This is a genomic window from Aeromicrobium changchenzhani (genome assembly GCF_057586615.1).
On sequence record NZ_CM172480.1, the window covers coordinates 1,660,033 to 1,680,774 of the forward strand.

Genomic DNA, 20,742 nt, shown 5'->3' on the forward strand with positions numbered 1-20,742 from the left:
CGGTGGCTATTGGTATCCGACCGACTAGGGTCAGGCCATGACAGATCAGGTAGACGTCATCTGGCGTCGATGCTCATGGGCCACGGTAGGGCTCAGCATTCCTGCGCTTATCGCTGCGATTCTGCTCTTCTACGATTCATTTCAGTCAGATTCGGCGCTTTCTCTTGTGGGGATGGCGATTGGGGTCGTATGCGGATTGCCGATAGCCGTCGCGCTGATCTTGGTAGGGGTGTCCTTTGCCGTGCGGCGACGCTCGCCAAATGCGGCACGGGTCTTGTCGGTGATTGCTATCTCGCTTGTCGGTGTTGTCGCCCTACTGGTCTTTGTCATCTTTGTGCCGGGCATCGTGGCCTAATCGACTCGGTGCGTAATCTGCAGCCCGCATAAGTGTCGTGTCTGGGCGGCTAGTCCGAAACCGATACCGATGACGGCAAATACGCCTAGCCACACCCAGTTGTTCGTCTTTTCAGTTCTTGTTGTCGGATTGGTGGACGAAATATGAGCCGGCCAGGAATACGACGGCGATGATGAAAAGCCAGAACGCGCCTTTGATCAAGGCGCCGGCCACACCGGTGACGATCGCGAGAACGATGAGAAGGATGACCAATGCTGGCATGATGTTCCTTTTGTGAGCGACGTGATGAGCTGCATCTGCATGCTACGGGCGGCAGGGTTCACCACCGAAACAAACAACACCGCCCCGCCACAATCGGGGGAAAGTAGCAGGGGCGGTGGCGAGACAAGCTCGCGTCTCCACCATAGGTGAGACGGACAAACGCATATTTGGGGAATGAATTATGGGAACAATTCTCCCAAAAACGCAGAAAACCCCCGGAATTCCGGGGGTTTCTCTGGTGCGCGATACTGGGTTCGAACCAGTGACCTCTTCCGTGTCAGGGAAGCGCGCTACCGCTGCGCCAATCGCGCCTTGATCCGTGAGGATCGGGCATTCAGTTGTGATTACTTTCGAGGTCGAGACGGGATTTGAACCCGTGTAGACGGATTTGCAGTCCGTTGCCTCGCCTCTCGGCCACTCGACCAGATATTACAGGAACAGGTGATTAACCTGCATCCGAGCGGACAACGAGATTCGAACTCGCGACCCTCACCTTGGCAAGGTGATGCTCTACCACTGAGCTATGTCCGCACACTTGGTTTGCATAATCGGCGATCCGATTATGTGTTCCAAGCCGAAACGAAACTTTAGCCGATCACAGGCCATGTTCCCAATCGGGGGTCGCGCTATGGTGCAGTCATGCGCGCCTGGCTGAATGGACATTTACTTGAATCGCCGGAACAACGGGCAATTTCTGTGCTCGATCACGGCTTGGTTGTTGGTGACGGTGTCTTCGAGACGGTTAAAGTCGAGAACGGTGTGCCATTTGCGCTGACCAGACACCTTGAGCGGCTCGTGCGCTCGGCGACTGGTCTCGGCATCGGCACGCCGGATCTGGCATCAATTCGTGCGGGTGTTGACGCCACACTTATCGATCAAGACCTGCCGTTCGGTCGGATACGGATCACTGTGACATCGGGCTCAGGACCGCTCGGCTCGCCCCGTGGGCAGCAGGGGATGACATCAGTCGTTATCGCCGAGCCGTGCTCCAAACCACCAAGTGTGAGCGCGATTGCGACCGTACCGTGGACGCGGAATGAGCGCGGGGCAGTTGCCGGACTCAAGACCACCTCATACGCCGAGAATGCGCTGATGGTCGAGTATGCACTGGCCCGCGGAGCATCAGAGGCGGTTATGCCGAACACCATCGGGCAGCTGTGTGAAGGTACGGGATCGAACATCTTCTACGCGCTCGACGGCCAACTCATCACGCCGACGCTGCGATCGGGATGCCTTGCTGGCGTCACACGGGCGCTGACACTTCAATGGTGTGCTGGCGAACTCGATGTCGTCGAACGCGATGCGCCGATTGACATTCTGCGTGCGGCTGACGAAGTCATCCTGGTGGGCACGACCCGCGACATACAGGCAATCAGCCGGGTCGACGATCGTGAACTGGCAGCGCCCGGCCCGATCACGCAGGCGGCGCAAGCCATCTGGGCCCGGGAAAGAGGCAAGGAAGTTGATCCCTAAATCGAGATTAGGCTTGCCAGACCTTGCTGGAAAACCTGACGAGATAGTGCTTTTCTGGTCACGTGGCAAACACAGGAGAACCAATTCTTGACCGTCCGTCGGCCGACTCGGGACATGATGACGAACCGCATGACACGGGCATCGCTGCTCGACTGAACTGGTTGCGCGCTGGCGTCCTTGGCGCGAACGACGGCATCGTCTCCGTTGCGGCGCTCGTTGTCGGCGTCGCCGCCGCGACCGATGCCACCCGGCCGATCCTGATCGCTGGCGTCGCCTCGCTTGCGGCCGGCGCGATCTCAATGGCACTCGGCGAGTATGTATCGGTCAGCAGCCAGCGCGATTCGGAGCGGGCGCTGATCGAGAAGGAACGCTGGGAGCTAGAAAATTTCCCTGAGGAAGAGTTTCAGGAACTCGTCGACATGTATGCCGCAAAGGGACTGAAGCGGGAAACTGCCCATCAGGTGGCGACCGAGTTAACCGAGAACGACGCGCTGGCCGCGCACCTCGAAGTTGAACTCCATCTGGGTGAAGATGACATCTCAAGTCCATGGCATGCCGCGATCGCTTCGGCAATCTCGTTCACAATCGGCGCGCTGCTTCCGTTGATTGCGATTCTGGCGCCGCCTGCGGGTTGGCGGATACCGACGACCTTCGTCGCGGTGATCGTGGCATTGGTGGTGACCGGCTACATCAGTGCGACCTTGGGGGCGAGTTCTCGGCAGACCGCCATAACCCGAGTTGTTGTTGGTGGCGTGCTCGCCTTGATCGTCACCTACTCAATCGGCGCACTTCTCGGCGTCTCAGTGTGAGCACCCCGTAACGTCATCCCGAACGTCCCCTATGGAGTACGTCCGGGATGACGTCCCGTGGGTGACCGGCTGTGATTTGCTGTCGGTGATGCGTTAGGGTTTCCACGCACCACACGGGCGATTGGCGCAGTGGTAGCGCGCTTCGTTCACACCGAAGAGGTCACTGGTTCGAACCCAGTATCGCCCACCAACATAAGTGCAGGTCAGAGGCGCATTCGCGAGAATGCCCCACCGGATGCGCGAGGACCGAAGCAATCGCATTCAGTTCTCGTCGTCATTAACTCTTTGAGCGATTGCAGCAATGGCAAACTGATAGATCGCAACCGCGCCCGCAATGAAGCCAAAGATGGGCACACCGGTATTCAGGAGCGCAACTGCGAGAACGCTAAGCAGTACGCCCGCTAAAAAGCGTTCAAAAAATGTGGCAGGCTTCCTGGTTTGTGTGTCGTTATCGTCGCCCTGACGTTTACGGCTTCGCGCTTCTTTCCAGTCAAAACCACGCATGCCATCAATTTAACTACATGGCGACAACATTCGGAGGTGCCGCTGTGATTGTGTCCCGCGGCTATGACGATCGCGGACGGGACAACTAGTCACGTCTGAACCACGGATTCGGCTCGGCAACTCGGGGCTGGATAGAGTCCTGATGTGCAAGCAATCGACTTCGGCTGTAAGGCCGCGACGTGAAGCGCCCCGATGCATTGGGGTCGCGTCTGCGCCTGACCTGGCGATTGATGGCGAGGTGGCGCCCTGACCGAAACTGGCGACGTGGGGTTCTGCGCTCATTCGTTGTTTCGTTTCTGGCTTTGGCGGTCATTCTCTGGTTGCTTCCAGGACAGCAGGTCGCGCGCGGTGCAATGTCGGTCGCAACCCTTGCCGTGGTGGCGTTGCTCGTGGGAGCTTTGCTCCGACCGGTGCTGATCCAACTCACCGCAGTTACAGGCACGATCGGGCTGCTCCTAGCCGGGCTTCTCTCGCAGGCGTTGATCCTCGGCGTGGCCCTTCAACTCGTCTCGACCGTCCGCCCGTTCACACTGGGGGAGGTCGTCGTCGCAGCATGGGGCTCGGCAGTAGTCGCTGCCGGCGTGAACTGGCTCTTTGACGCCAGCAGCGATGAGACTTTTTTCCGACAAGTCCTTGGCCAATCGGTGCGGATCACCCGGCGCCATGGCATCGCTAAGCCGGGGCTTCTCGTCGTGCAATTGGACGGTGTCGGTGAAGCGTTGATGCATCAGGCCATCACTGCTGGCGCTATGCCCACGGTTTCGCGGTGGCTCCGGTCCGGTTCGCACGATCTACGCGGTTGGCATACCGGCGTGCCGGCAACAACGCCCGCTGGACAGGCTGTTCTTCTGCATGGCGACGAAACCAGCATTCCGGCATTTCGTTGGTACGACAAGAAGGCCGAACGAATCGTCCAATCGAGCCAACCGGCAGATCTCGCGGAGACTGAGCGTGGCTTCAGCACCGGTCGCGGCCTCCTAGCCGACGGGGGTGTCAGCGTCTCCAACCTGTTTTCCGGTGATGCTCCGTCAAGAATCTTGACGATGAGCGATGCGCGCTGGCCTTCCTCGGTGCCAGGGGCGGCCTCCTTTGCCGTCGCCCGCTCGGGATTTATCCGTTCAGCCGTTCTCTTCGTTGGACAGATGCTCACTGAGCTGCATCAGGGGCGCCGCCAGCGCCGACGTGGAGTTCTGCCGCGAGTCCACAGAGGGGGCATCTTCGTGCTCTTGCGCGGACTCACGACTGTGGTGCTTCGCGACCTGAATGTGTCCATCGTGTCGGAGCACATGGCTCGAAGTGCGCCGGTGATCTTCGTCGACTTCGTGGATTACGACGAAGTTGCGCACCACGCAGGACCGAGCAGGCCCGAGTCCATGCGGACCCTTGAGAGCCTGGACCGGGTCCTTCAGTTCTTCATGGAACTGGCCGAGAATATTCGCGGTGACTTCGAGATCGCCGTCGTTTCCGACCACGGCCAGACTCAAGGAACAACGTTCCGTCAACTGACCGGTCACACGTTGTCAGCCCTCATCCATCAATTGGCTTCGCGGCCGGCCGCCATGCACGACGACGATCGGCCAACCGAACCGTGGGGGCCGGCGAACGTGCTCCTCACCGGCGCGCTGAGATCAGATCGGCTTGCTTTGCGAGCCTTCCGCAGTGTATTCAATCGCTCTCGACGTGCTGATGGTCCCGACAAGGATGCTGCCAGGCAGCAGGTCCCGGATGATCTCGTGATCACCACCTCGGGGAGCCTGGCGCACGTCTACCTGACTGACGAGCCCAGACGTGTGACGCTGGAGACGGTCCACAAGCGCTTTCCTGACTTGATTGACGGGCTAAGGTCGAACCCCTACATCGGGCTGCTTCTCGTGCGCCGCGACGATGGTTCGTTGGTGGCGTTGGGGCGCGACGGATGGCGGGTGTTGGATGGTCCGGGTGCCGGCACGTATGAGGGAACAGATCCGACCACGCCGTATGGCGCGGAGGCATGCAACGACCTGTGCGGGCTCGATCGGCGTGACCACGTCGGAGATGTGATCGTGATGGGTCGATACATCCCCAACCTTGATGAAGTCGTCGCCTTCGAAGAGTTGGTCGGCTCGCACGGCGGACTCGGCGGTGGTCAGACGGACGCGCTCCTTATCCATCCCGTTGAATGGAACATGCCGCACTCGAGTCGACTCAGCGGACCAGAAGTCCATGCAGCACTCATCGGCCGGCTCGAACAACTCGGTCTGCGAACGGCGAACGACCGATGACCGGAGGACTCTCGGTGACATGGTGGGGGCACTCCTCAGCGACTGTCGAGATGGACAACATCCGGATCGGAACAGATCCTTTGTTCGTCGACCGACTTGGACATTTGCGCCGCCGCGGGCCCACCCCGACGGCGCTGGCCGCGGAGCTTGATCTCGTGTTGGTCTCTCATCTTCACGCGGACCATCTGCATGCTGGTTCGTTGGCACGGGTCCGGCCCGAGGCCCCCATCGTTGCCCCACGTGGGGCACGCGCCTATTTGGGCGCGCTTCGCTCACGTGAACTAATCGAGGTCGAACCCGGCGATTCGATCGAGGTCGCGGGAGTCCATATCGAGGTGCTGCCTGCGCACCATGACGGTCGCCGACACAAGCTCGCCCGCACGAAAGCGCAAGCGGTCGGATTTCGAGTAACCGGCGCAGGGCATACGCTCTGGTATCCAGGCGACTCCGGTCTGACGGACCGCATGCCCTCGGTTGAACCCGTCGACCTCGCAATGGTTCCGATTGGGGGCTGGGGACCGACATTGGGCCCCGAGCACATGAACCCCATCGAAGCCGCCTCAGCAGTGCAGGCAGTCGGCGCACGATGGGCGCTGCCAGTGCACTTTGCCACGTTTTGGCCAGTCGGCCTCCAGTTCATCAGCAAGCGAAACTATCAAGAACTGTTCGTGACCCCGGCTGCCCGCTTTATCGCCGCAATGGACGCATCCGACGCTGAAGTGATCTCCGCAGTCCCCGGCACGAGGACCCCGCTCATTGTCGAGGATGGTCGATGAGCGAGGGCCTAGGTCCAGCCGCTCTGCTCGCGGTCTTCGGCATTGTGGCTTTCGGCTCGGTGATCCCCGTGGTTCCCACGGGGGCAGCAGTGAGTGCTGCAGCAGTTCTTGCCCGCGGGACTCATCCGTGGGAACTAGTTCTGGTGATCGCGGCGGGTGCGATAGGTGCCTATGTCGGTGACCTCATCACGTATGGCGCCCTGCGCACGGCCGGTGAACCGCTTGCTCAGCGCATGGGGTGGCTTCAGCGGGACGACCCGGGTGCGGCGCTCAGCAAGTTGCGCGCACGCATCGAGGCCAATGAATTGCGCACGCTGCTGGTTTCGCGACTTGTGCCCGGTGGCCGTGTCCCGGTGCTCGTCGCAGCAGCGCTCGGTGGTTATCCGTGGATTCGGTTCGTCAGCGCTGCGGCACTTGCGACCCTCCTGTGGGCGTGCACGTACGCGCTTATCGGCGTCATCGGCGACTCGCTCTTTCCCGATCCGCGGGTGGCAGTTGTCGCCGCAGTGCTCGGTGCCGTGCTGATCACTGGTCTGATCCAGTTGATTCAACGCCGATCGCAGCGCTGACATGTCCTGAACAGCAGGCCGTTCATTTGCGGAGGTGGTCTGCCGATCGCAGCTTGTGTAAATTCGCGGAATTGTGTCGCCAACATCCTCCGAACTGGCTATGATATGCCGTGGATGAGGGAGCAGATCGAACCATTCGGACTGTCATTCGCTGAGTTAGAGGGAGCAACATGACCATTTCACAGACCGCTGCGCGTACCCGGCGTCGCCGTAAGATCATGGCAATCACCTCGGCGGGAGTTGCTGTGGGTCTTGCCGCCGTCGTGACGTTGGCAGCCTGGAACGACAGCGAATGGGTGTTCGGTGGCACCGGACCCGGCGGTGGCGACGGAGTCGGCACCAGCAGTTTCAATGTCCAACAGGACGCATGGACCACGACTGTGCCCACCGTGGCCAGTACGTTCACCGACCACGAAACCAACCCCGGCAATCCGTTGACCTTCAATGTCGATCCCAGCGGCATGACGCCAGGTGACACGATCTTGGCGCCCGTCGCGCTGACAACGACCTCAGCTTCGGTGGCCGGTGGGCTGACTTTGCAGGCGCCAGTGGCTGCAGCCGGCAAAACTGCCGTCGATACGAGTGGCCTCCTGTGGAACAACCTGACTTACACGGTCAGGGTGACCGACGATGCCGCGGTTGCTGCCAACTGCCGGACTGACTTCGCCACTGCCGGAACCGCGATTGTCACGAACAAACTGTTTACCGACGCGCTGAGTCCGATCGCCACCCAAAACCTTGCGGCCGCCCGGGGCGACGTGCAGTATTACTGCTTCGCCATCACCCTTCCCGACAACGTCACGACACAGGCCCTTGAGGGTCGCACCGTGTTCCCGGCGTGGCGGTTCGCAGCAGTTTCAAGCTAATCGGATGACCGCTTCAGGCGGTTCGGCCACATTCTGCACCCGCCAGGCCGAAGCAGGTGTTGGGGTCGAACCGCGCCCTGCGCACCGTTGGCGGCTGCCACGGCTCGGCGGTGTGCTCAAAGACATCATTCTGACCGTCACCGCGCTGCTCGGCATCTGTGCAGTTGGGTGGTTGATTTACTCCCAGCAGAGTGGGGCGACCGTTATCGTCCTCAAGACCGGTTCGATGGCGCCAACGATTCCGCAGGGTTCGGGCGCGCTCTCGACGCCGGTCGCCGCTGGGAGACTGGCAGTCGGTGACATCGTCACAGTGCGTCTGGATGGCGCTTCGCCGCTGGTGACGCATCGCATCAAGAAGATCGAGCCGGTGGCAGGCGAATCGAATCTGCGCAGCCTGATCCTCCAGGGCGATGCCAACAAGACCCCCGACATGTATCCCTACGAGGTTGCCAAGGCACTTCGGGTCGAGGTCGCGGTGCCGAATGCGGGTTACATCATGGCCGTGCTCAAGACACCAATCTTTCTCGGTGCTGTCGTTCTGATGGTCGGACTGCTGATTCTATGGACCTTTTGGCCGGCACCGCTCGCCGAGATCGAGGCCGAATTACGCGAGAAAGGGCGCCACCGATGACTCGACAACCACGCGCCTTCGCTCGCACATTGGGCTGGCTGCCCGGTGCTCTCACTTTATTCATCGTCGGTCTTGCGCTCACCCTTTCGCAGGCCTACGTCGCGGTGGCCGCAGAACTTCCCGGTGGGCTACCAGGCGTTCGTACGTCTGCATCAAGTGGTGCTGGTGATTTGTCACTGACTGCCGATCCGGCCGGAGCCCAGTTCATGAATCTGGCACCCGGCGACAGCCGATACTGGCGGCTCGATGCAAGCCTCACGGAGGCGTCATCGGGCACGCTGAGCATGCGTGTGTTCGGCGACGGCGCTGCGGTCAACCACCCACGCTACGGAATCACGATCGCAGTAGAAGGCTGCCCAGACCCATACGCTGGCGGCAGCACAACCCAGCGCCCAAACTGTCCGTCGGCACCATCTACGGTCATCACGGCAACATCATTGGCTTCGCTCTCGTCCTCGCCGACGGCTGCAACGGCCGCCGACAGTTGGACGCTTCCTGACATTGACCGCGGCGTTGACCGCCACTTCCTGGTGACACTCGCGCTCCCCCCGGAGGGTGCGAACGATAAGTCGCTGATGGGGCTCACCGGTGAATTCGGTGTCGGCTTGTATGCCTCGGGCGCAACTACCGAGCCCACGCGGCCAACCACTCCGGTCGAATCTGGGACCACCTCGCCATTGCCGAACACCGGTGGTCCGGTGGTTGCCTTGTTGCTGCTTGGCCTTGGCGCGATCGGTCTCGGCCTGGCGTCTAGGCAGGCTGCTGTTCGACAGGCGGAGCGCCGATGACGTTTAAGAATCGGGCCGGCAGAACACCTGCGGGCGGCGTCATCGATCAACTGATGCGCAACTATTTTCGGCTATGCATTCGCTGGGCCGACCGCGTGGGCAGAATGCCGCATTCGCTGGTCGAGGATTTGTCGCGGCGCTATTTCGATTTCTGCACACGATGGACAAACCGGATCGGTGTGATCCTCTACTCGATCTTCCTCTATCCGCTCCGCTCGGCTGCAGCGCGAATGAAAGCGATCCAACGGCTCAACAGCGGGATCTTGTTGACGAGCGTCATCGCCGTGATCGCGTCGTCGCTCCCGGTCATTGTTATGTCGAATGCGAGTTGGCGTGAGAACGAATGGGATACCGCCGCATTGGGAACGCTTAATTGCGCTGTGGCCGACAATTTCAAGACCCGAGCCGCCGGAAAATTGCTAGGCGGCTCGCTGTTGCCGGTTGATTTGGGCACAGCGGTGAGTCTGAAGGGCATGACCACCACGAATGACGGCATCACGCCGCATCCGAGCCCCGCGAACGCCCAAAATGTCGGCTCTGGTGCATATGTCAATCCGCTTGATGTGAGTGCACTCGGCCTGCAACTGCCGCTGACCAGCACGCCGTTGTCGGACTTCTTGAAGCTCCCACTCAACACCGACGTCGGCTTGATCAACCAGTATGCACAGGCGAAGCGCGACGGACATACGCTTGGTGCAAGTGGTGTGGTCAACAACTCCGGCGTCATCGTGACCAGCAACGCCACGAACGGCAAGCCGCCAACACTTGGCACCCTCAAATTGTCGACCCTCGTCAACTCGCTGACTGGCAAGGCAATTGGCGATGTCGTCAGCGGAGTCACCGATCTAGATCTTGAGATCGGCGCAGTGGCCGGGCGCGCAACGCTCGATGGTTGTGCCGATGCCTGGTCCGGCGATATTGATGCCAACCTCAAGCGGACGTATGCCGTTGCTGGGCTCAAGGCAGATATCGACAGCCCGACGGTCGAGGCCCTGAGTGGGACTGTGACCGGTGCTGTCGGTAATATCGAGACTCTGCTAAGCGGATTGGCCGGCAACGCAGGAGTGCTTACCGGAATCACGGGCGGTGTGGTTGGTCTGCTGAGTGGGACGCTAGGCCTGTTGAGTCTGGGTACCGTGACGATGACCGGGCCAACTGTGACCGCAGATTTCAGCGTGGTCAACAGCCTCGCGACAGCGCAAATCGAGGACAATAATCACACGGTGAGCCTAGATCTCGGCAACGGTAAGGTCTCGATTGACCTCGCGGCGCTGATGGGGCAGGCATACAGCGGTCAGGGTTTCAATGGGACTCAGGCGCACGGGCTCAACGGCTTGGCGCCCAACACCGAACTCGTCCTCAACAGCGTGGTGACCAACGCGCTCGTGACGGCGCTGACGCAGGCCCTCAACAATTGGGCTAGCGATGTCGTTGCGGCGGTGGATTCAGCACTGTCGTTGGCACGGGTGCAGACGACGTTGACGATCCCGCTCAAGGCGGAGATCCTCGGCAACGTCATTCCAGTCGCGACCGTGACGGTGCCGATCGATGCTTCGTTGCAGCAACTCATGGACGGGACAGCCGTACTCGCGCCGACGCTTTCGTTGCTCGGCGGAACCTGCGGTGTCTTGAACCCCGTGGCTTGTGCAATCGAATTATTGGTGAACCCCCTAACTACAGGAATTCTCGGAGCCCTCACCACAGGAGTTGGCCCGCTGCTCGGCAACACGCTGCACGACCTGATCTATGCCACCGGTAGTCCGGTCCAGACCCTCGGCACGACGCTTTCCGCAGCAACCGCGCCGATCGTGACGCTGTTGAGCACGCTTCTGAATGGCTACCTCGGCGTCAATGGGCTGGTTTCACTTAAAGCCAACCTTGAAAACGATCCTGCAGCCGGGCACAGTCCGGACCCGAACCCCTTACTGACCTATCCCGATTGGGAGTCTGGTGCCGACAGAGTCCCCACGGACCGCTATGACGTTGCTGCGCTCGGAATCGGCGTGCTCAACGCGGGGGGCGTCGGTAGCAACGTCAACCTCGAGCTCGGTCGCGGTTCCGTGGGGGTCAACTGCCAAATCGGCTCCGCCAAGGACGTTGCCGGTCGCTGTGCTGGCTACTGATTCAGCCGGTAAGAGCATCCTCGATGAGGAAAACAGTTCGAGCGCTTGCCACTCCAGAAACGACTACGTTTGTTGACGCATTGTTCTCAGGACTAATGATGACGGTCACGTTATAACTACGTTTGCCTACGAAAAAGGCGATCAGCCCGATCGGAAAGAAGAAAATTGTCACGAGCCACGTCAGCGTGCTCCGGCTGACCTTCTCAAGCACGATGACAGTCTCTGTCTGGGACCCGACCTGGAAACCCTCGCGCCCAAGAGCGGAGGCGAATGAGGTGATGATCAGCTGGCGAGCGTTGGCCGGACCGGTCGGCAATTGACCAGTCACGCTGAAGTGTTTGGCTGCCATTTTCGTGTCCTCGCTGGTTTACACGCCGAAAGCGATCCGGAGCGGTTTCAGCCTAACCGTTAGGAGCGGTTTGCGTCCCGCGAGATAACCCAGCGGACCGTTGGCGTCGAAGTGCCATCGCGCGCGTGCCAGCCCGATCCGTCCACGTCCACGCACGCCGGTGGTCAATAACGATCCGGCGCGGTCTTGCGCCACCGTAAATTTCAGCGGCAGCGCAAACGGCAGGGCCCTGCAACGTCCGACCGTGAGCCTGCCGATTGCTGCGGCCACATATGAGCTGGCTGGCCTGATCTCAAATTTGGCCAGCTCCTTTGGGATCGCCCACAACGCGCGACCGCCGTCACGCGACGCTTCGCTGTCGACCCAAATCTTGGTGACCGTGACGCAGACGCGCCAACCCTGGCGAACGAGCATCGTTGCCATGATTTCGTTGTAAGCCAGCGGACTCGGCTCCTCGTACACAAAGAATGCCGTGCCGACGATCGAGCGGCCAAATAACCGCACTGGCTTGGTGCCTGGCGGCGCGGCCTCACCGAAATCCTTGGCAGCTATGAGGAACGTGCCAACGTAAGCGTGCGCGGTCAGATTCCATGGCGCTGGGGGATAGGACATCATGACCACACAAAGGCATCGGTCTCGATGTGCTTCGTGCGCTTGGCGAATGGCAGCGTCGCGCCCGGCCAGTTGGAGGTGATGCGGCCGGAGGCGTGGCGGTACCAGCTGTCGCAGTGCGCCCACGCCGAATGTTCGAGTTGGTGTTGCAGATCGTCGTCGTAGGCCTGCTCCGCTTCAGCGGTGACCTCCACCGACCGGTAGCCGCCGGCCGTCATCCGGTCCAGGACTTTGCGCATGTGGCGGGCCTGCGCCTCAAGCATGTAGATGATCGAGCCGCCGCCCAGGTTGGTGTTAGGCCCGTAACTCAAGAACAAATTGGGAAAATTCGGGGCATACATCCCGATGTAGGCGTGCGCTCCTTCGGACCATTGATCGGCCAGTTTGCGTCCATCGCGTCCGGTGACATCGATCGAGCCGAGGAAGTCTTGGGCATCGAAGCCGGTCGCATAGATGATGACATCGGCCGGATGCTCGACCCCGTCCAAGTCGCGCACGCCGGTCGGCGTGATCGATTCGACCCCTGCGGTGATCACATCGACATTCGGCCTGGCGAGGGCCGGATAGTAGTTATTGGAGAACAGGATGCGCTTGCAGCCGATCGGATAGTCCGGCATGAGTTTCGCGCGCAGGGTGGGATCCTTGATCTGGCGCTTGAGGTGATGCATCGCGATTGACTTGTTGACCTGCCCGACCTTCGATTCGTCATCGAGACCGCGCGCGAACTGCTCCATAATCGCCCAGATGCCATCACGTTCGAGGCGTTGTGTGAATGGTAGATGGCGATACATCGAGCGCTGAACTGACCAGTACGGATTATCGGGTTTGGGCAAGATGTAATTGGCTGATCGCGCAAACAGGCTGAGGTTGGCAACCGACCGCGCCAGATGCGGCACGAACTGGATTGCACTGGCCCCTGCGCCGATTACACAAACGCGTTTGCCGGCTAGGTCCACATTGTGATCCCACTCTGCTGAATGGAAGACGGTGCCTTCGAACGACTCTGCTCCGCTGATCGTTGGTGTACGTGGGCGCGACAACTGGCCGACCGCACTGACCAGCACATCGACCCGCTGCTCCTCGCCGGATTCGAATGTCACCGTCCAGTCGCGGGCGATCTCGTCATAACGGGCTGCGACGACGGTGTGTCCGAGTTGGACTCGTGGTGTGATGCCGTATTTGGCTGCGACGGACTTGATGTAGGCATGTATCTCATCGCGCAGGGCATATCGGCGCGACCAGTTCGGATTGGGTTCGAATGAGAACGAATAGAGCGGTGAGGGGACGTCGCAACCGGCGCCCGGATAGGTGTTGTCCCGCCACACACCGCCAAGATCATCGGCGCGCTCCCACAGCCGTATGTCTGTATGCCCGGCCTTGGTCATCTCGATTGCGACCGAGAGCGCTCCGAAGCCAGAGCCGATGATGCCGATCGAAGTCATGCATTGTCCTTGTCGATGAGATGGATGAGGGTTGAGGTCAGGAGATCGAGCGTTTCATCGTGGGTCAGAGTCTCGCGTTGCAGCCATTCGCGGCAGGCCGACTTAACCATCGGGGCGAACGACCGCAGGCGAACGCGGAGCATGGGGGAGTCTGGAACACCCAGCGCATCGAGCACGAGTCGCGCGGCTTGATCGTCGGCCGCATCGACAATCAGCTGGACATCGGCGTCGCCGGGCAGCGTGGCGGTGCCGCTTGCGTTGACCCAGGCGTGGCCGTATGTCGTCGCTGCGCTCATGATCCAATCCATCGTGCGCCGAGCGCGTTCCTCAACCGAGGCGCCGTCGAGGTCGGTCAGGGGGACCGGCGGCATCACAATTGAATCGCGCATCACCGCAAGGAACAGTTCTCGCTTCTCGCCGAAATAATGCGTCAGAAGACCTCGGGTCACCCCGGCGGCATCGGCGAGTTCCTGGAGCGAGACTTCCTCATAAGAACGGTCTGAATAGAGAGCACGCGCCGTTCCGATGATCTGCTGCCGCCGAGTCGCTGGGGCGAGTCGGCGGCGGGTCGTGGTCATAACCTTAGGGTTCCAGCCTATTGGCGAGACGTCAATAGAGCCGTATGCTGTTGTGCCATGACAACGTTCGACTACGACGTACTGGTGATCGGCTCCGGCTTCGGCGGCAGCGTCTCGGCATTGCGGCTCACCGAAAAGGGCTACCGGGTTGGTGTTCTCGAGGCCGGCCGACGGTTTGCCGACGCGGAATATGCCAAGACCTCGTGGCGCCTACGTCGCTATCTCTGGGCGCCACGATTCGGCTGCTTCGGCATCATGCGCCTGAGCCTGCTCCGAAATGTCCTGATCGCAAGCGGTTCAGGTGTTGGTGGTGGATCGCTGGTTTATGCGAACACGCTTTATGAGCCACTTCCGGCGTTCTACGCTGACCCACAATGGGCCGATATCGCCGATTGGGAGAGCGAACTGGCGCCGTATTACACCCAGGCCAAGAAGATGCTGGGCGCCAACCTGTACCCGGGTATGACCGCCGCCGACAATGAGATGCGCAAGGTGGCAGACCAGCTCGGCGTGGCCGACACCTTCCGGCCAACGCCTGTCGGTGTGTTCTTTGGCCCCGACGGTTCTGCGCCGGGCGAGGCGAATGCCGATCCGTACTTCGGCGGAGCGGGCCCCGAACGCAATACCTGCACCAACTGCGGCGAATGTATGACCGGTTGTCGGCACAACGCCAAGAACACACTGGTGAAGAACTATCTTTATCTTGCCGAGCAGAACGGCACCCAGGTCCACCCGTTGACCACCGCGACGGGTGTGAAGCCGATCGCTGGCGGTTATGCGGTGACGACTCAGCCCACCGGGAGATGGTTGGGCAGGCGACGCAAGGTGTTCACCGCCGAGCACGTGCTCTTCGCAGCCGCTTCCCTTGGCACCCAACGCCTATTGCACCAATGTCGCGACAGCGGTTCACTGCCGGACCTGTCGCCGCGGCTTGGCGAGTTGAGTCGGACAAACTCCGAAGCAGTGCTCGCCGCGCGGTCGAAGCGCAAAGACGCGGACTACTCGCGTGGCGTATCGATCACCTCGTCCTTCCATCCCGATGACGTGACACACGTCGAACCGGTGCGATATGGCAAAGGCAGCAACCTGCTGGCCTTGATGGGCGCGGCGCTGTCTGACGGCGGCAAGGGTTCGCGGCTCCTCGCATCCTTAAAGGTCTACGCAAAACTCGGGCCGCGCAATATCTTGCGGCTGCACAACCCACGCAAATGGTCAGAACAGTCAATCATTGTGCTGGTGATGCAGACGCTCGACAATTCACTGACGACATTCACCAAGCGGGGCCTACTTGGCCGCCGAATGACGACCAAACAGGGTAGTGGTGAACCCAACCAAAGCTGGATCCCACAGGCCAATAAGGTCACCCGACAACTTGCGGCGAACATCGACGGTATTGCCGGCGGGACGACCGGCGATCTGATCGGCATACCGCTTACGGCGCATTTCATCGGTGGCTGTGCAATCGGCACCAGCATCGAGGACGGGGTCGTCGATCCGTATCAACGCATGTATGGCTATCGGGGTCTTCATGTCGTCGACGGCTCGGCGATCTCTGCCAATCTCGGCGTCAACCCATCATTGACAATCACCGCGCAGGCGGAGCGCGCAATGGCGATGTGGCCCAATAAAGGCGAAGCCGACACCCGGCCGGCGTTGGGCGAACCCTATGTCCAGATCGCGCCTCATCAGCCGAACACCCCGGCCGTCCCGGAACATGCGCCAGCCGCGCTGCTATTGCCGATGCCGGTCGTCCGTCGCCCCGACTGAGTCAGCGCATTGCGTCGTCGGCCGCGTCAGCCGCGCGGTGTGGCCCTGTCGATGATCCACGCGAGTTCCCAGGCGCGTTCGTGCCAGGAGGCATAGCGGCCGCTCACACCACCGTGCCCGGCGTTCATCTCCGTCTTGAGCAACAGCTGGGAATCGCCGGTCTTGAGCGCCCGGAGTTTGGCAACCCATTTGGCCGGTTCGACATATAGAACTCGGGTGTCGTTGAGGCTGGTAATCGCGAGGATTGCCGGATAATCCTGCGCAACGAGGTTTTCGTATGGCGTGTAGGACTTCATATAGGCATAGACCTCGGGATCATGGAGCGGATTGCCCCACTCGTCCCATTCGATGACCGTCAACGGTAGCGACGGATCCAGAATCGAGGTCAACGCGTCAACGAAGGGCACATTGGCAACAATCCCGGTGAATGCCTGGGGTGCCAGATTGGCGATGGCACCCATCAACAAGCCGCCAGCACTGCCGCCTTCGGCGACCAGCCGATCGGAACTGGTCCAGCCCTCGGCAACGAGTTGTTCGGCACAGGCGATGAAGTCGGTGAAGGTATTGCGCTTGTTGAGCATCTTGCCGTCGTCATACCAATGCCGACCCATTTCGCCGCCACCACGCACATGCGCGACGGCGTAGACGAAACCGCGATCGAGCAAGGACAACCGGGCGATCCCAAAGCCTGGATCCATGCTGGCCTCATAGGAGCCATACCCGTAGATCAACGCGGGTGCGGAGCCATCGCGCGGCGTACCTTTGCGGCACACGATCGACATCGGTACGCGCGTGCCATCGGGCGCGGTGGCCCATGAGCGGTGTTGTTCGTAGTCGTCGGGGTTGAACTCGCCGAGTACGACCGCCTGTTTGCGGATGATGAGTTCGCCGGTGTCGACGACGTAATCATAGACGGTGCCCGGGGTGACATAAGAGCCGTAACCGACGCGTACCAGTGGCTGATCCCATTCGGCGTTTCCACCGATTCCGCTGCTGAAGAGAGTTTCACCGAAGTCAATCTCGGTGAGCGCTCCGACGCCAGACTCGGCAAAGCGCATGATCCCGACACGTGGCAGTGCATCACGACGGAACGACACCATGAGCTGGCGGGCGAAGACATCGATGTCCTCGATGCGAACGTCGGCACTGCCGGGCAGGATGACCGTACGGCTGCTGGGATCGTCGACCGGAACTGAGATGAGCTCGAAGTTGGGTGCACCATCGTTGTGCAGGATGAGGAAGACATCCTTGCCAGCGATGACAGCGTGTTCGAGGGAATACTCGACCCCGTCGGTGCGGGGGAGCACAACCTGAAAGTCGCCCTCGGGATCGTTGGCATTGAGCACCATCACCTCGGAGGTGATCTTGGACGACACACCAATGACGAGATATTTGTCCGAATGAGTCGAGCCGACGCCGGCAAAGAACCGCTCGTCCGTCTCCTCGTAGATGAGCACGTCGTCTACATCACTGCCAAGCGTATGTCGCCAGATTCGATATGGCCGCCAGGCGTCGTCGACGGTCGAATAGAACAGATGGCTCCCGCTGGCGGACCAGGTTGCACCGTAGCTGGCGCCGCTGATCTCATCGACGCGTAGTTCGCCGGTGCGTAGGTCTTTGATCCGGATCGTGTAGCGCTCGTCGCCGACAACATCGACTGAATAGGCCAACAAGTTGCCATCGATCGTGACGCTAAAAGCCCCGAGCGAGAAGAATTCGTGCCCTTCTGCCTCTGCATTGGAGTCAAGCAGGATTTGCTCGCCGGCGATCTCGATGTGAGCATCCAATGGCGGTGGATTCCAATCGTCGATGTCCTCGATCGGGCAGCGGCAGCGCAATGCATACTGTTTGCCCTCAACTGTGCGGGAGTAGTACCACCAGCTGCCATGGCGCGATGGCACCGACAGGTCGGTCTCCTGGGTGCGGTTTTTGATCTCGTCGAAGATTGTCTGTCGGAGGTCGGCGAGGTCGGCGGTCTGGTCCTCGGCGTAGGCGTTTTCAGCTTCGAGGTAGGCGAGTGTCTCGGGCGAGTCCTTGTCGCGGAGCCACTCATAATTGTCGACGACGTCATCGCCATGGTGGCTGCGGATCGAGGGGATCGTGCGGGCGACGGGGGGCACAGTCATGGCTCGACGGTACCCGCGTGCCCCACACTGAGTTCAGAGTCATCGGCTCGGAACGTATGGATCGGCCCCGGGGGAGTGTTGCGGGTTTCGAAGCGTACGGTCACCCGACCGAGGCCGGACCCCCAGACCCAGCCAGCTCCGTGCTCGGAATGGGTCACATCCATCCCGGGATACCAGTAAATTGGCGCATTTTCGGTTGCTTCGTCATCGTCCGGCTCGGGCTCGGCTTCGGCGTGATCGTCGGCGAACAGGTCGTCTTGAACCCAATCGGCGAGTCCGCTGACTCCGACCCCGAGCAACCGAAGGCCGCCGGAGATATCAACTTGGGCAAGTAATCCGGTTGCGGTCCGGGACAGCACGGAAGGGCTGTCAGTCGGACCTTTTAGCGTGGCCGAGCGAGTGTGGGTCTCGAAGTCGTGGTGGCGAATTTTGAGCGTTACGGTGCGGCCGGACATGCCGGCTTTGCGAAGTCGCTGAGCCACTTTGCGCGACATGGTGTCGATGATAAGAGTGAGTTGGGCGCGATCAGTGATGTCGGTCGCAAATGTGTCCTCGACACTCACTGACTTGGCCTCCCGAGAGGCGTGGACGACACGATCGTCAAGGGCTCGGGCCAATCGCCACAGCGATCTGCCCGAGGAGTTACCGAGTATGCGCATCAGTTCGTCCTCGCTCGGCACACGCAGGTCTTCGACGGTGAGTATGCCGATGCGACGTAGTCGCTCTGCGGTGGCCGGGCCAACCCCGGGGATGGCGGTCGCCTGCATCGGACCGAGTAGTTCGGCTTCCCCGCCCGGCGGAACGACAAATACTCCATCCGGCTTGTTCAGTTCGGAGCCGATCTTGGCCATCAGTTTGGACGATGCGACGCCAATCGAACAGGTGAGCCCGCCGGTCCGCTCGGTTACATCGGCACGGATCTGTTCGACGAATTCGCGGGCGTGGTTGGGGTCGAAGTCGGGATTGTCGGCGAGATCGACGAAGGCCTCATCAAGCGATAGCGGTTCGACCAACTCGGTGATTTCCCGCAGGCGGCCCATGACGATCCGGCTGGCTTCACGATAGGCATCGAAGCGCCCGCCCAGGAAGGCCGCGTGTGGGCACCGGGAGCGAGCTTCAGCGGTCCGCATTGCCGAGCGAACCCCGCGCACCCGCGCTTCGTAGGATGCGGTCGCGACCACGCCGCGAGGCCCGATCCCGCCGACGATGACGGGCTTGCCGCGCAACGACGGCTTATCGCGCTGTTCGACCGAGGCGAAAAACGCATCAAGATCCAGATGCATGATCGATGCCGTGGACCGCATGACTCCATCTTGACGGGTTGGTGCGGGCGACCGACACCCGACTCGTTATCCACAGTCCGAAGGCCCGCTGCTGTTGTCCACAGCAGCGAAAATACTTCCGGTCATCGGGGTGGAACGGGCCGATCGTAATCACATGACATCGTCTCGATTTGTAGCCCATGACCATTCAGACCTGCTCGACCTCCTGCCGTCGCTATTCGGCTTCGATCCCAAGGAGTCGATTATCGCGATCGCGACATACGGGCCACGGCGACGCTTCGGCTTCCGTCTGCGTATGGATGTGCCCCGGTGTGCCGATGCAGGAATGGCCGCTGAACTAGCGACCAGACATCTGCAGAACAACGGGGCCGACGGTGCGATTCTGATCGCGGTGACCAAACAGGCCGACGCCGCCGACGCCTGGATGGAACACATGCACCATCTGTTGGGACGAGTTCCAGTGATCGACGCGGTCCGAACCGATGGTTCAACATTGTGGCCAGTCGGCCCAGATGGTGCTGGCTGGCCCGAGCCTTATGTCGCCAGTTGCAGCCCGGCGGTGGTTGAGGCAGTCCTCGAGGGCATGCAGATTTTGCCCAATCGGGAGGCGCTGGTGGAACGTTTCGCCGCGGTCACCGGTCCGCGGGTCGACGAGATGGAGCAGCTAATAGCTACGGTCCTGGCTCGGATAGTCCAGCAGATGGGCGCGACGCCTGCGGCCGAACTGGGCCCGGTCGGCATGGCATACATCGGGCCGATTCTGACGTCGTATCAACGTGGCGACCGGCTCGAAGACGAGCAAATTGCGATATTGGCTGTGTGGGCCTCGTCGAAGGCCGTGCGAGATCTGCTGTGGGAGACCATCACCCGGAAGACCGCCGTCACATCGCTTGAATTTTGGACCCAGGTCGTTCAGTCGACCGTTGCACCTTATGAGCCCGCGGTGTTGTGTCTTGCAGCGTTCGCTGCGTGGCTGTCCGGAGATGGCACGCAGTCGCTCATCGCCGCACTTCGTGCTAGCGAAATCGATCCGAATTACACGATGGCATCGCTCCTGCTGGATACCGTTCAGTCGGGCATGTCGCCGAAAGTCTGGGAGGACACGGTCCGCAGCGGCGCCGTCGCCTGAAAATGATGCCTCGGATTGGGGCCTGAATGAACCATAATCT

Annotated in this window: 20 protein-coding genes and 4 tRNA genes; 13 read left to right on the plus strand and 11 right to left on the minus strand. The window is 60.9% G+C overall.

All coding sequences use genetic code 11. The annotated features are described in order from the left end of the window. Positions 1–37 precede the first annotated feature (37 nt). Complete coding sequence (locus AC2YB9_RS08420; RefSeq protein ID WP_487268406.1) at positions 38–355, plus strand: hypothetical protein; 318 nt, start codon at positions 38–40, stop codon at positions 353–355. Positions 356–466: 111 nt separating this feature from the next. Here the strand turns inward: AC2YB9_RS08420 and AC2YB9_RS08425 are convergent, their stop codons facing one another. The 4 genes from AC2YB9_RS08425 to AC2YB9_RS08440 form a co-directional block, all read right to left on the minus strand. Then, positions 467–616 (minus strand): hypothetical protein, encoded by a 150-nt coding sequence (locus tag AC2YB9_RS08425; protein ID WP_487268408.1) that lies wholly within the window; start codon positions 614–616, stop codon positions 467–469. Positions 617–852: 236 nt separating this feature from the next. After that, positions 853–927: transfer RNA gene (locus tag AC2YB9_RS08430), tRNA-Val, on the minus strand. Between the two features lie 42 nt (positions 928–969). Then, positions 970–1,040 (minus strand) — tRNA-Cys (locus AC2YB9_RS08435). A gap of 35 nt (positions 1,041–1,075) precedes the next feature. Further along, positions 1,076–1,147, minus strand: a tRNA-Gly gene (locus AC2YB9_RS08440). A gap of 108 nt (positions 1,148–1,255) precedes the next feature. On the opposite strand from AC2YB9_RS08440, the gene AC2YB9_RS08445 reads away from it, so the two are divergent. The 3 genes from AC2YB9_RS08445 (at position 1,256) to AC2YB9_RS08455 (ending at position 3,088) form a co-directional block, all read left to right on the plus strand. Further along, positions 1,256–2,089, plus strand: coding sequence for an aminotransferase class IV (locus AC2YB9_RS08445; RefSeq protein WP_487268409.1), 834 nt, complete (start codon positions 1,256–1,258; stop codon positions 2,087–2,089). Positions 2,090–2,151: 62 nt separating this feature from the next. Beyond that, positions 2,152–2,898, plus strand: coding sequence for a VIT1/CCC1 transporter family protein (locus AC2YB9_RS08450; protein WP_487268411.1), 747 nt, complete (start codon positions 2,152–2,154; stop codon positions 2,896–2,898). 115 nt (positions 2,899–3,013) lie between these two features. Beyond that, positions 3,014–3,088, plus strand: a tRNA-Val gene (locus tag AC2YB9_RS08455). Positions 3,089–3,159: 71 nt separating this feature from the next. On the opposite strand, the gene AC2YB9_RS08460 is transcribed toward AC2YB9_RS08455, so the two are convergent. Continuing rightward, positions 3,160–3,402 (minus strand): hypothetical protein, encoded by a 243-nt coding sequence (locus AC2YB9_RS08460; RefSeq protein WP_487268413.1) that lies wholly within the window; start codon positions 3,400–3,402, stop codon positions 3,160–3,162. Positions 3,403–3,581: 179 nt separating this feature from the next. Here AC2YB9_RS08460 and AC2YB9_RS08465 point away from each other — a divergent pair, with 179 nt between their 5' ends. The 7 genes from AC2YB9_RS08465 to AC2YB9_RS08495 all read left to right on the plus strand — a co-directional run bounded on the left by AC2YB9_RS08465 (position 3,582) and on the right by AC2YB9_RS08495 (position 11,416). Then, the gene (locus tag AC2YB9_RS08465; RefSeq protein ID WP_487268414.1) at positions 3,582–5,663 is read left to right on the plus strand and encodes a phage holin family protein; all 2,082 of its coding nucleotides are present in this window, start codon (positions 3,582–3,584) and stop codon (positions 5,661–5,663) included. Continuing rightward, positions 5,660–6,439: an MBL fold metallo-hydrolase gene (locus AC2YB9_RS08470; RefSeq protein ID WP_487268415.1), complete on the plus strand. Its 780-nt coding sequence runs from the start codon at positions 5,660–5,662 to the stop codon at positions 6,437–6,439. The genes AC2YB9_RS08465 and AC2YB9_RS08470 overlap by 4 nt, the downstream gene beginning before the upstream one ends. Beyond that, complete coding sequence (locus AC2YB9_RS08475; protein ID WP_487268416.1) at positions 6,436–7,008, plus strand: DedA family protein; 573 nt, start codon at positions 6,436–6,438, stop codon at positions 7,006–7,008. The genes AC2YB9_RS08470 and AC2YB9_RS08475 overlap by 4 nt, the downstream gene beginning before the upstream one ends. A 170-nt stretch (positions 7,009–7,178) precedes the next feature. After that, the gene (locus tag AC2YB9_RS08480) at positions 7,179–7,874 is read left to right on the plus strand and encodes a SipW-dependent-type signal peptide-containing protein (protein ID WP_487268418.1); all 696 of its coding nucleotides are present in this window, start codon (positions 7,179–7,181) and stop codon (positions 7,872–7,874) included. Positions 7,875–7,878: 4 nt separating this feature from the next. Continuing rightward, positions 7,879–8,505: a signal peptidase I gene (locus tag AC2YB9_RS08485; RefSeq protein WP_487268420.1), complete on the plus strand. Its 627-nt coding sequence runs from the start codon at positions 7,879–7,881 to the stop codon at positions 8,503–8,505. Continuing rightward, the gene (locus AC2YB9_RS08490) at positions 8,502–9,293 is read left to right on the plus strand and encodes a hypothetical protein (protein WP_487268422.1); all 792 of its coding nucleotides are present in this window, start codon (positions 8,502–8,504) and stop codon (positions 9,291–9,293) included. The genes AC2YB9_RS08485 and AC2YB9_RS08490 overlap by 4 nt, the downstream gene beginning before the upstream one ends. Continuing rightward, positions 9,290–11,416: a choice-of-anchor G family protein gene (locus AC2YB9_RS08495; RefSeq protein ID WP_487268423.1), complete on the plus strand. Its 2,127-nt coding sequence runs from the start codon at positions 9,290–9,292 to the stop codon at positions 11,414–11,416. The genes AC2YB9_RS08490 and AC2YB9_RS08495 overlap by 4 nt, the downstream gene beginning before the upstream one ends. Position 11,417: 1 nt before the next feature. Here the strand turns inward: AC2YB9_RS08495 and AC2YB9_RS08500 are convergent, their stop codons facing one another. From AC2YB9_RS08500 to AC2YB9_RS08515, 4 genes are read right to left on the minus strand one after another with little or no spacing between them, the layout of a single operon-like run. Further along, positions 11,418–11,765 (minus strand): hypothetical protein, encoded by a 348-nt coding sequence (locus AC2YB9_RS08500; RefSeq protein ID WP_487268424.1) that lies wholly within the window; start codon positions 11,763–11,765, stop codon positions 11,418–11,420. Between the two features lie 18 nt (positions 11,766–11,783). Next, on the minus strand, positions 11,784–12,380 hold the full coding sequence (locus tag AC2YB9_RS08505) for an acetoacetate decarboxylase family protein (RefSeq protein ID WP_487268425.1): 597 nt from the start codon (positions 12,378–12,380) through the stop codon (positions 11,784–11,786). After that, positions 12,377–13,819, minus strand: coding sequence for a flavin-containing monooxygenase (locus tag AC2YB9_RS08510; protein ID WP_487268426.1), 1,443 nt, complete (start codon positions 13,817–13,819; stop codon positions 12,377–12,379). The genes AC2YB9_RS08505 and AC2YB9_RS08510 overlap by 4 nt, the downstream gene beginning before the upstream one ends. After that, positions 13,816–14,397, minus strand: a complete 582-nt coding sequence (locus AC2YB9_RS08515) for a TetR/AcrR family transcriptional regulator (RefSeq protein WP_487268428.1) — start codon at positions 14,395–14,397, stop codon at positions 13,816–13,818. Before AC2YB9_RS08515 ends, AC2YB9_RS08510 begins: the two co-directional genes overlap by 4 nt. Before the next feature lie 57 nt (positions 14,398–14,454). Here AC2YB9_RS08515 and AC2YB9_RS08520 point away from each other — a divergent pair, with 57 nt between their 5' ends. Next, complete coding sequence (locus tag AC2YB9_RS08520; protein WP_487268430.1) at positions 14,455–16,164, plus strand: GMC oxidoreductase; 1,710 nt, start codon at positions 14,455–14,457, stop codon at positions 16,162–16,164. Between the two features lie 26 nt (positions 16,165–16,190). Here AC2YB9_RS08520 and AC2YB9_RS08525 read toward each other — a convergent pair whose 3' ends face one another. After that, positions 16,191–18,290, minus strand: coding sequence for a S9 family peptidase (locus AC2YB9_RS08525; protein WP_487268432.1), 2,100 nt, complete (start codon positions 18,288–18,290; stop codon positions 16,191–16,193). Beyond that, complete coding sequence (locus AC2YB9_RS08530) at positions 18,287–19,594, minus strand: DNA polymerase IV (protein ID WP_487268434.1); 1,308 nt, start codon at positions 19,592–19,594, stop codon at positions 18,287–18,289. The genes AC2YB9_RS08525 and AC2YB9_RS08530 overlap by 4 nt, the downstream gene beginning before the upstream one ends. A 133-nt stretch (positions 19,595–19,727) precedes the next feature. Here AC2YB9_RS08530 and AC2YB9_RS08535 point away from each other — a divergent pair, with 133 nt between their 5' ends. Further along, complete coding sequence (locus AC2YB9_RS08535) at positions 19,728–20,702, plus strand: DUF4192 domain-containing protein (RefSeq protein WP_487268435.1); 975 nt, start codon at positions 19,728–19,730, stop codon at positions 20,700–20,702. The last annotated feature ends 40 nt before the right edge of the window (positions 20,703–20,742 follow it).

Coding starts and splice junctions, on each gene's coding strand:
- AC2YB9_RS08420 (WP_487268406.1), top strand. CDS start 38: ATGACAGATCAGGTAGACGTCATCTGGCGTCGATGCTCATGGGCCACG.
- AC2YB9_RS08425 (WP_487268408.1), bottom strand. CDS start 616: ATGCCAGCATTGGTCATCCTTCTCATCGTTCTCGCGATCGTCACCGGT.
- AC2YB9_RS08445 (WP_487268409.1), top strand. CDS start 1,256: ATGCGCGCCTGGCTGAATGGACATTTACTTGAATCGCCGGAACAACGG.
- AC2YB9_RS08460 (WP_487268413.1), bottom strand. CDS start 3,402: ATGCGTGGTTTTGACTGGAAAGAAGCGCGAAGCCGTAAACGTCAGGGC.
- AC2YB9_RS08470 (WP_487268415.1), top strand. CDS start 5,660: ATGACCGGAGGACTCTCGGTGACATGGTGGGGGCACTCCTCAGCGACT.
- AC2YB9_RS08475 (WP_487268416.1), top strand. CDS start 6,436: ATGAGCGAGGGCCTAGGTCCAGCCGCTCTGCTCGCGGTCTTCGGCATT.
- AC2YB9_RS08480 (WP_487268418.1), top strand. CDS start 7,179: ATGACCATTTCACAGACCGCTGCGCGTACCCGGCGTCGCCGTAAGATC.
- AC2YB9_RS08485 (WP_487268420.1), top strand. CDS start 7,879: ATGACCGCTTCAGGCGGTTCGGCCACATTCTGCACCCGCCAGGCCGAA.
- AC2YB9_RS08490 (WP_487268422.1), top strand. CDS start 8,502: ATGACTCGACAACCACGCGCCTTCGCTCGCACATTGGGCTGGCTGCCC.
- AC2YB9_RS08495 (WP_487268423.1), top strand. CDS start 9,290: ATGACGTTTAAGAATCGGGCCGGCAGAACACCTGCGGGCGGCGTCATC.
- AC2YB9_RS08500 (WP_487268424.1), bottom strand. CDS start 11,765: ATGGCAGCCAAACACTTCAGCGTGACTGGTCAATTGCCGACCGGTCCG.
- AC2YB9_RS08505 (WP_487268425.1), bottom strand. CDS start 12,380: ATGATGTCCTATCCCCCAGCGCCATGGAATCTGACCGCGCACGCTTAC.
- AC2YB9_RS08510 (WP_487268426.1), bottom strand. CDS start 13,819: ATGACTTCGATCGGCATCATCGGCTCTGGCTTCGGAGCGCTCTCGGTC.
- AC2YB9_RS08515 (WP_487268428.1), bottom strand. CDS start 14,397: ATGACCACGACCCGCCGCCGACTCGCCCCAGCGACTCGGCGGCAGCAG.
- AC2YB9_RS08520 (WP_487268430.1), top strand. CDS start 14,455: ATGACAACGTTCGACTACGACGTACTGGTGATCGGCTCCGGCTTCGGC.
- AC2YB9_RS08525 (WP_487268432.1), bottom strand. CDS start 18,290: ATGACTGTGCCCCCCGTCGCCCGCACGATCCCCTCGATCCGCAGCCAC.
- AC2YB9_RS08530 (WP_487268434.1), bottom strand. CDS start 19,594: ATGCGGTCCACGGCATCGATCATGCATCTGGATCTTGATGCGTTTTTC.
- AC2YB9_RS08535 (WP_487268435.1), top strand. CDS start 19,728: ATGACATCGTCTCGATTTGTAGCCCATGACCATTCAGACCTGCTCGAC.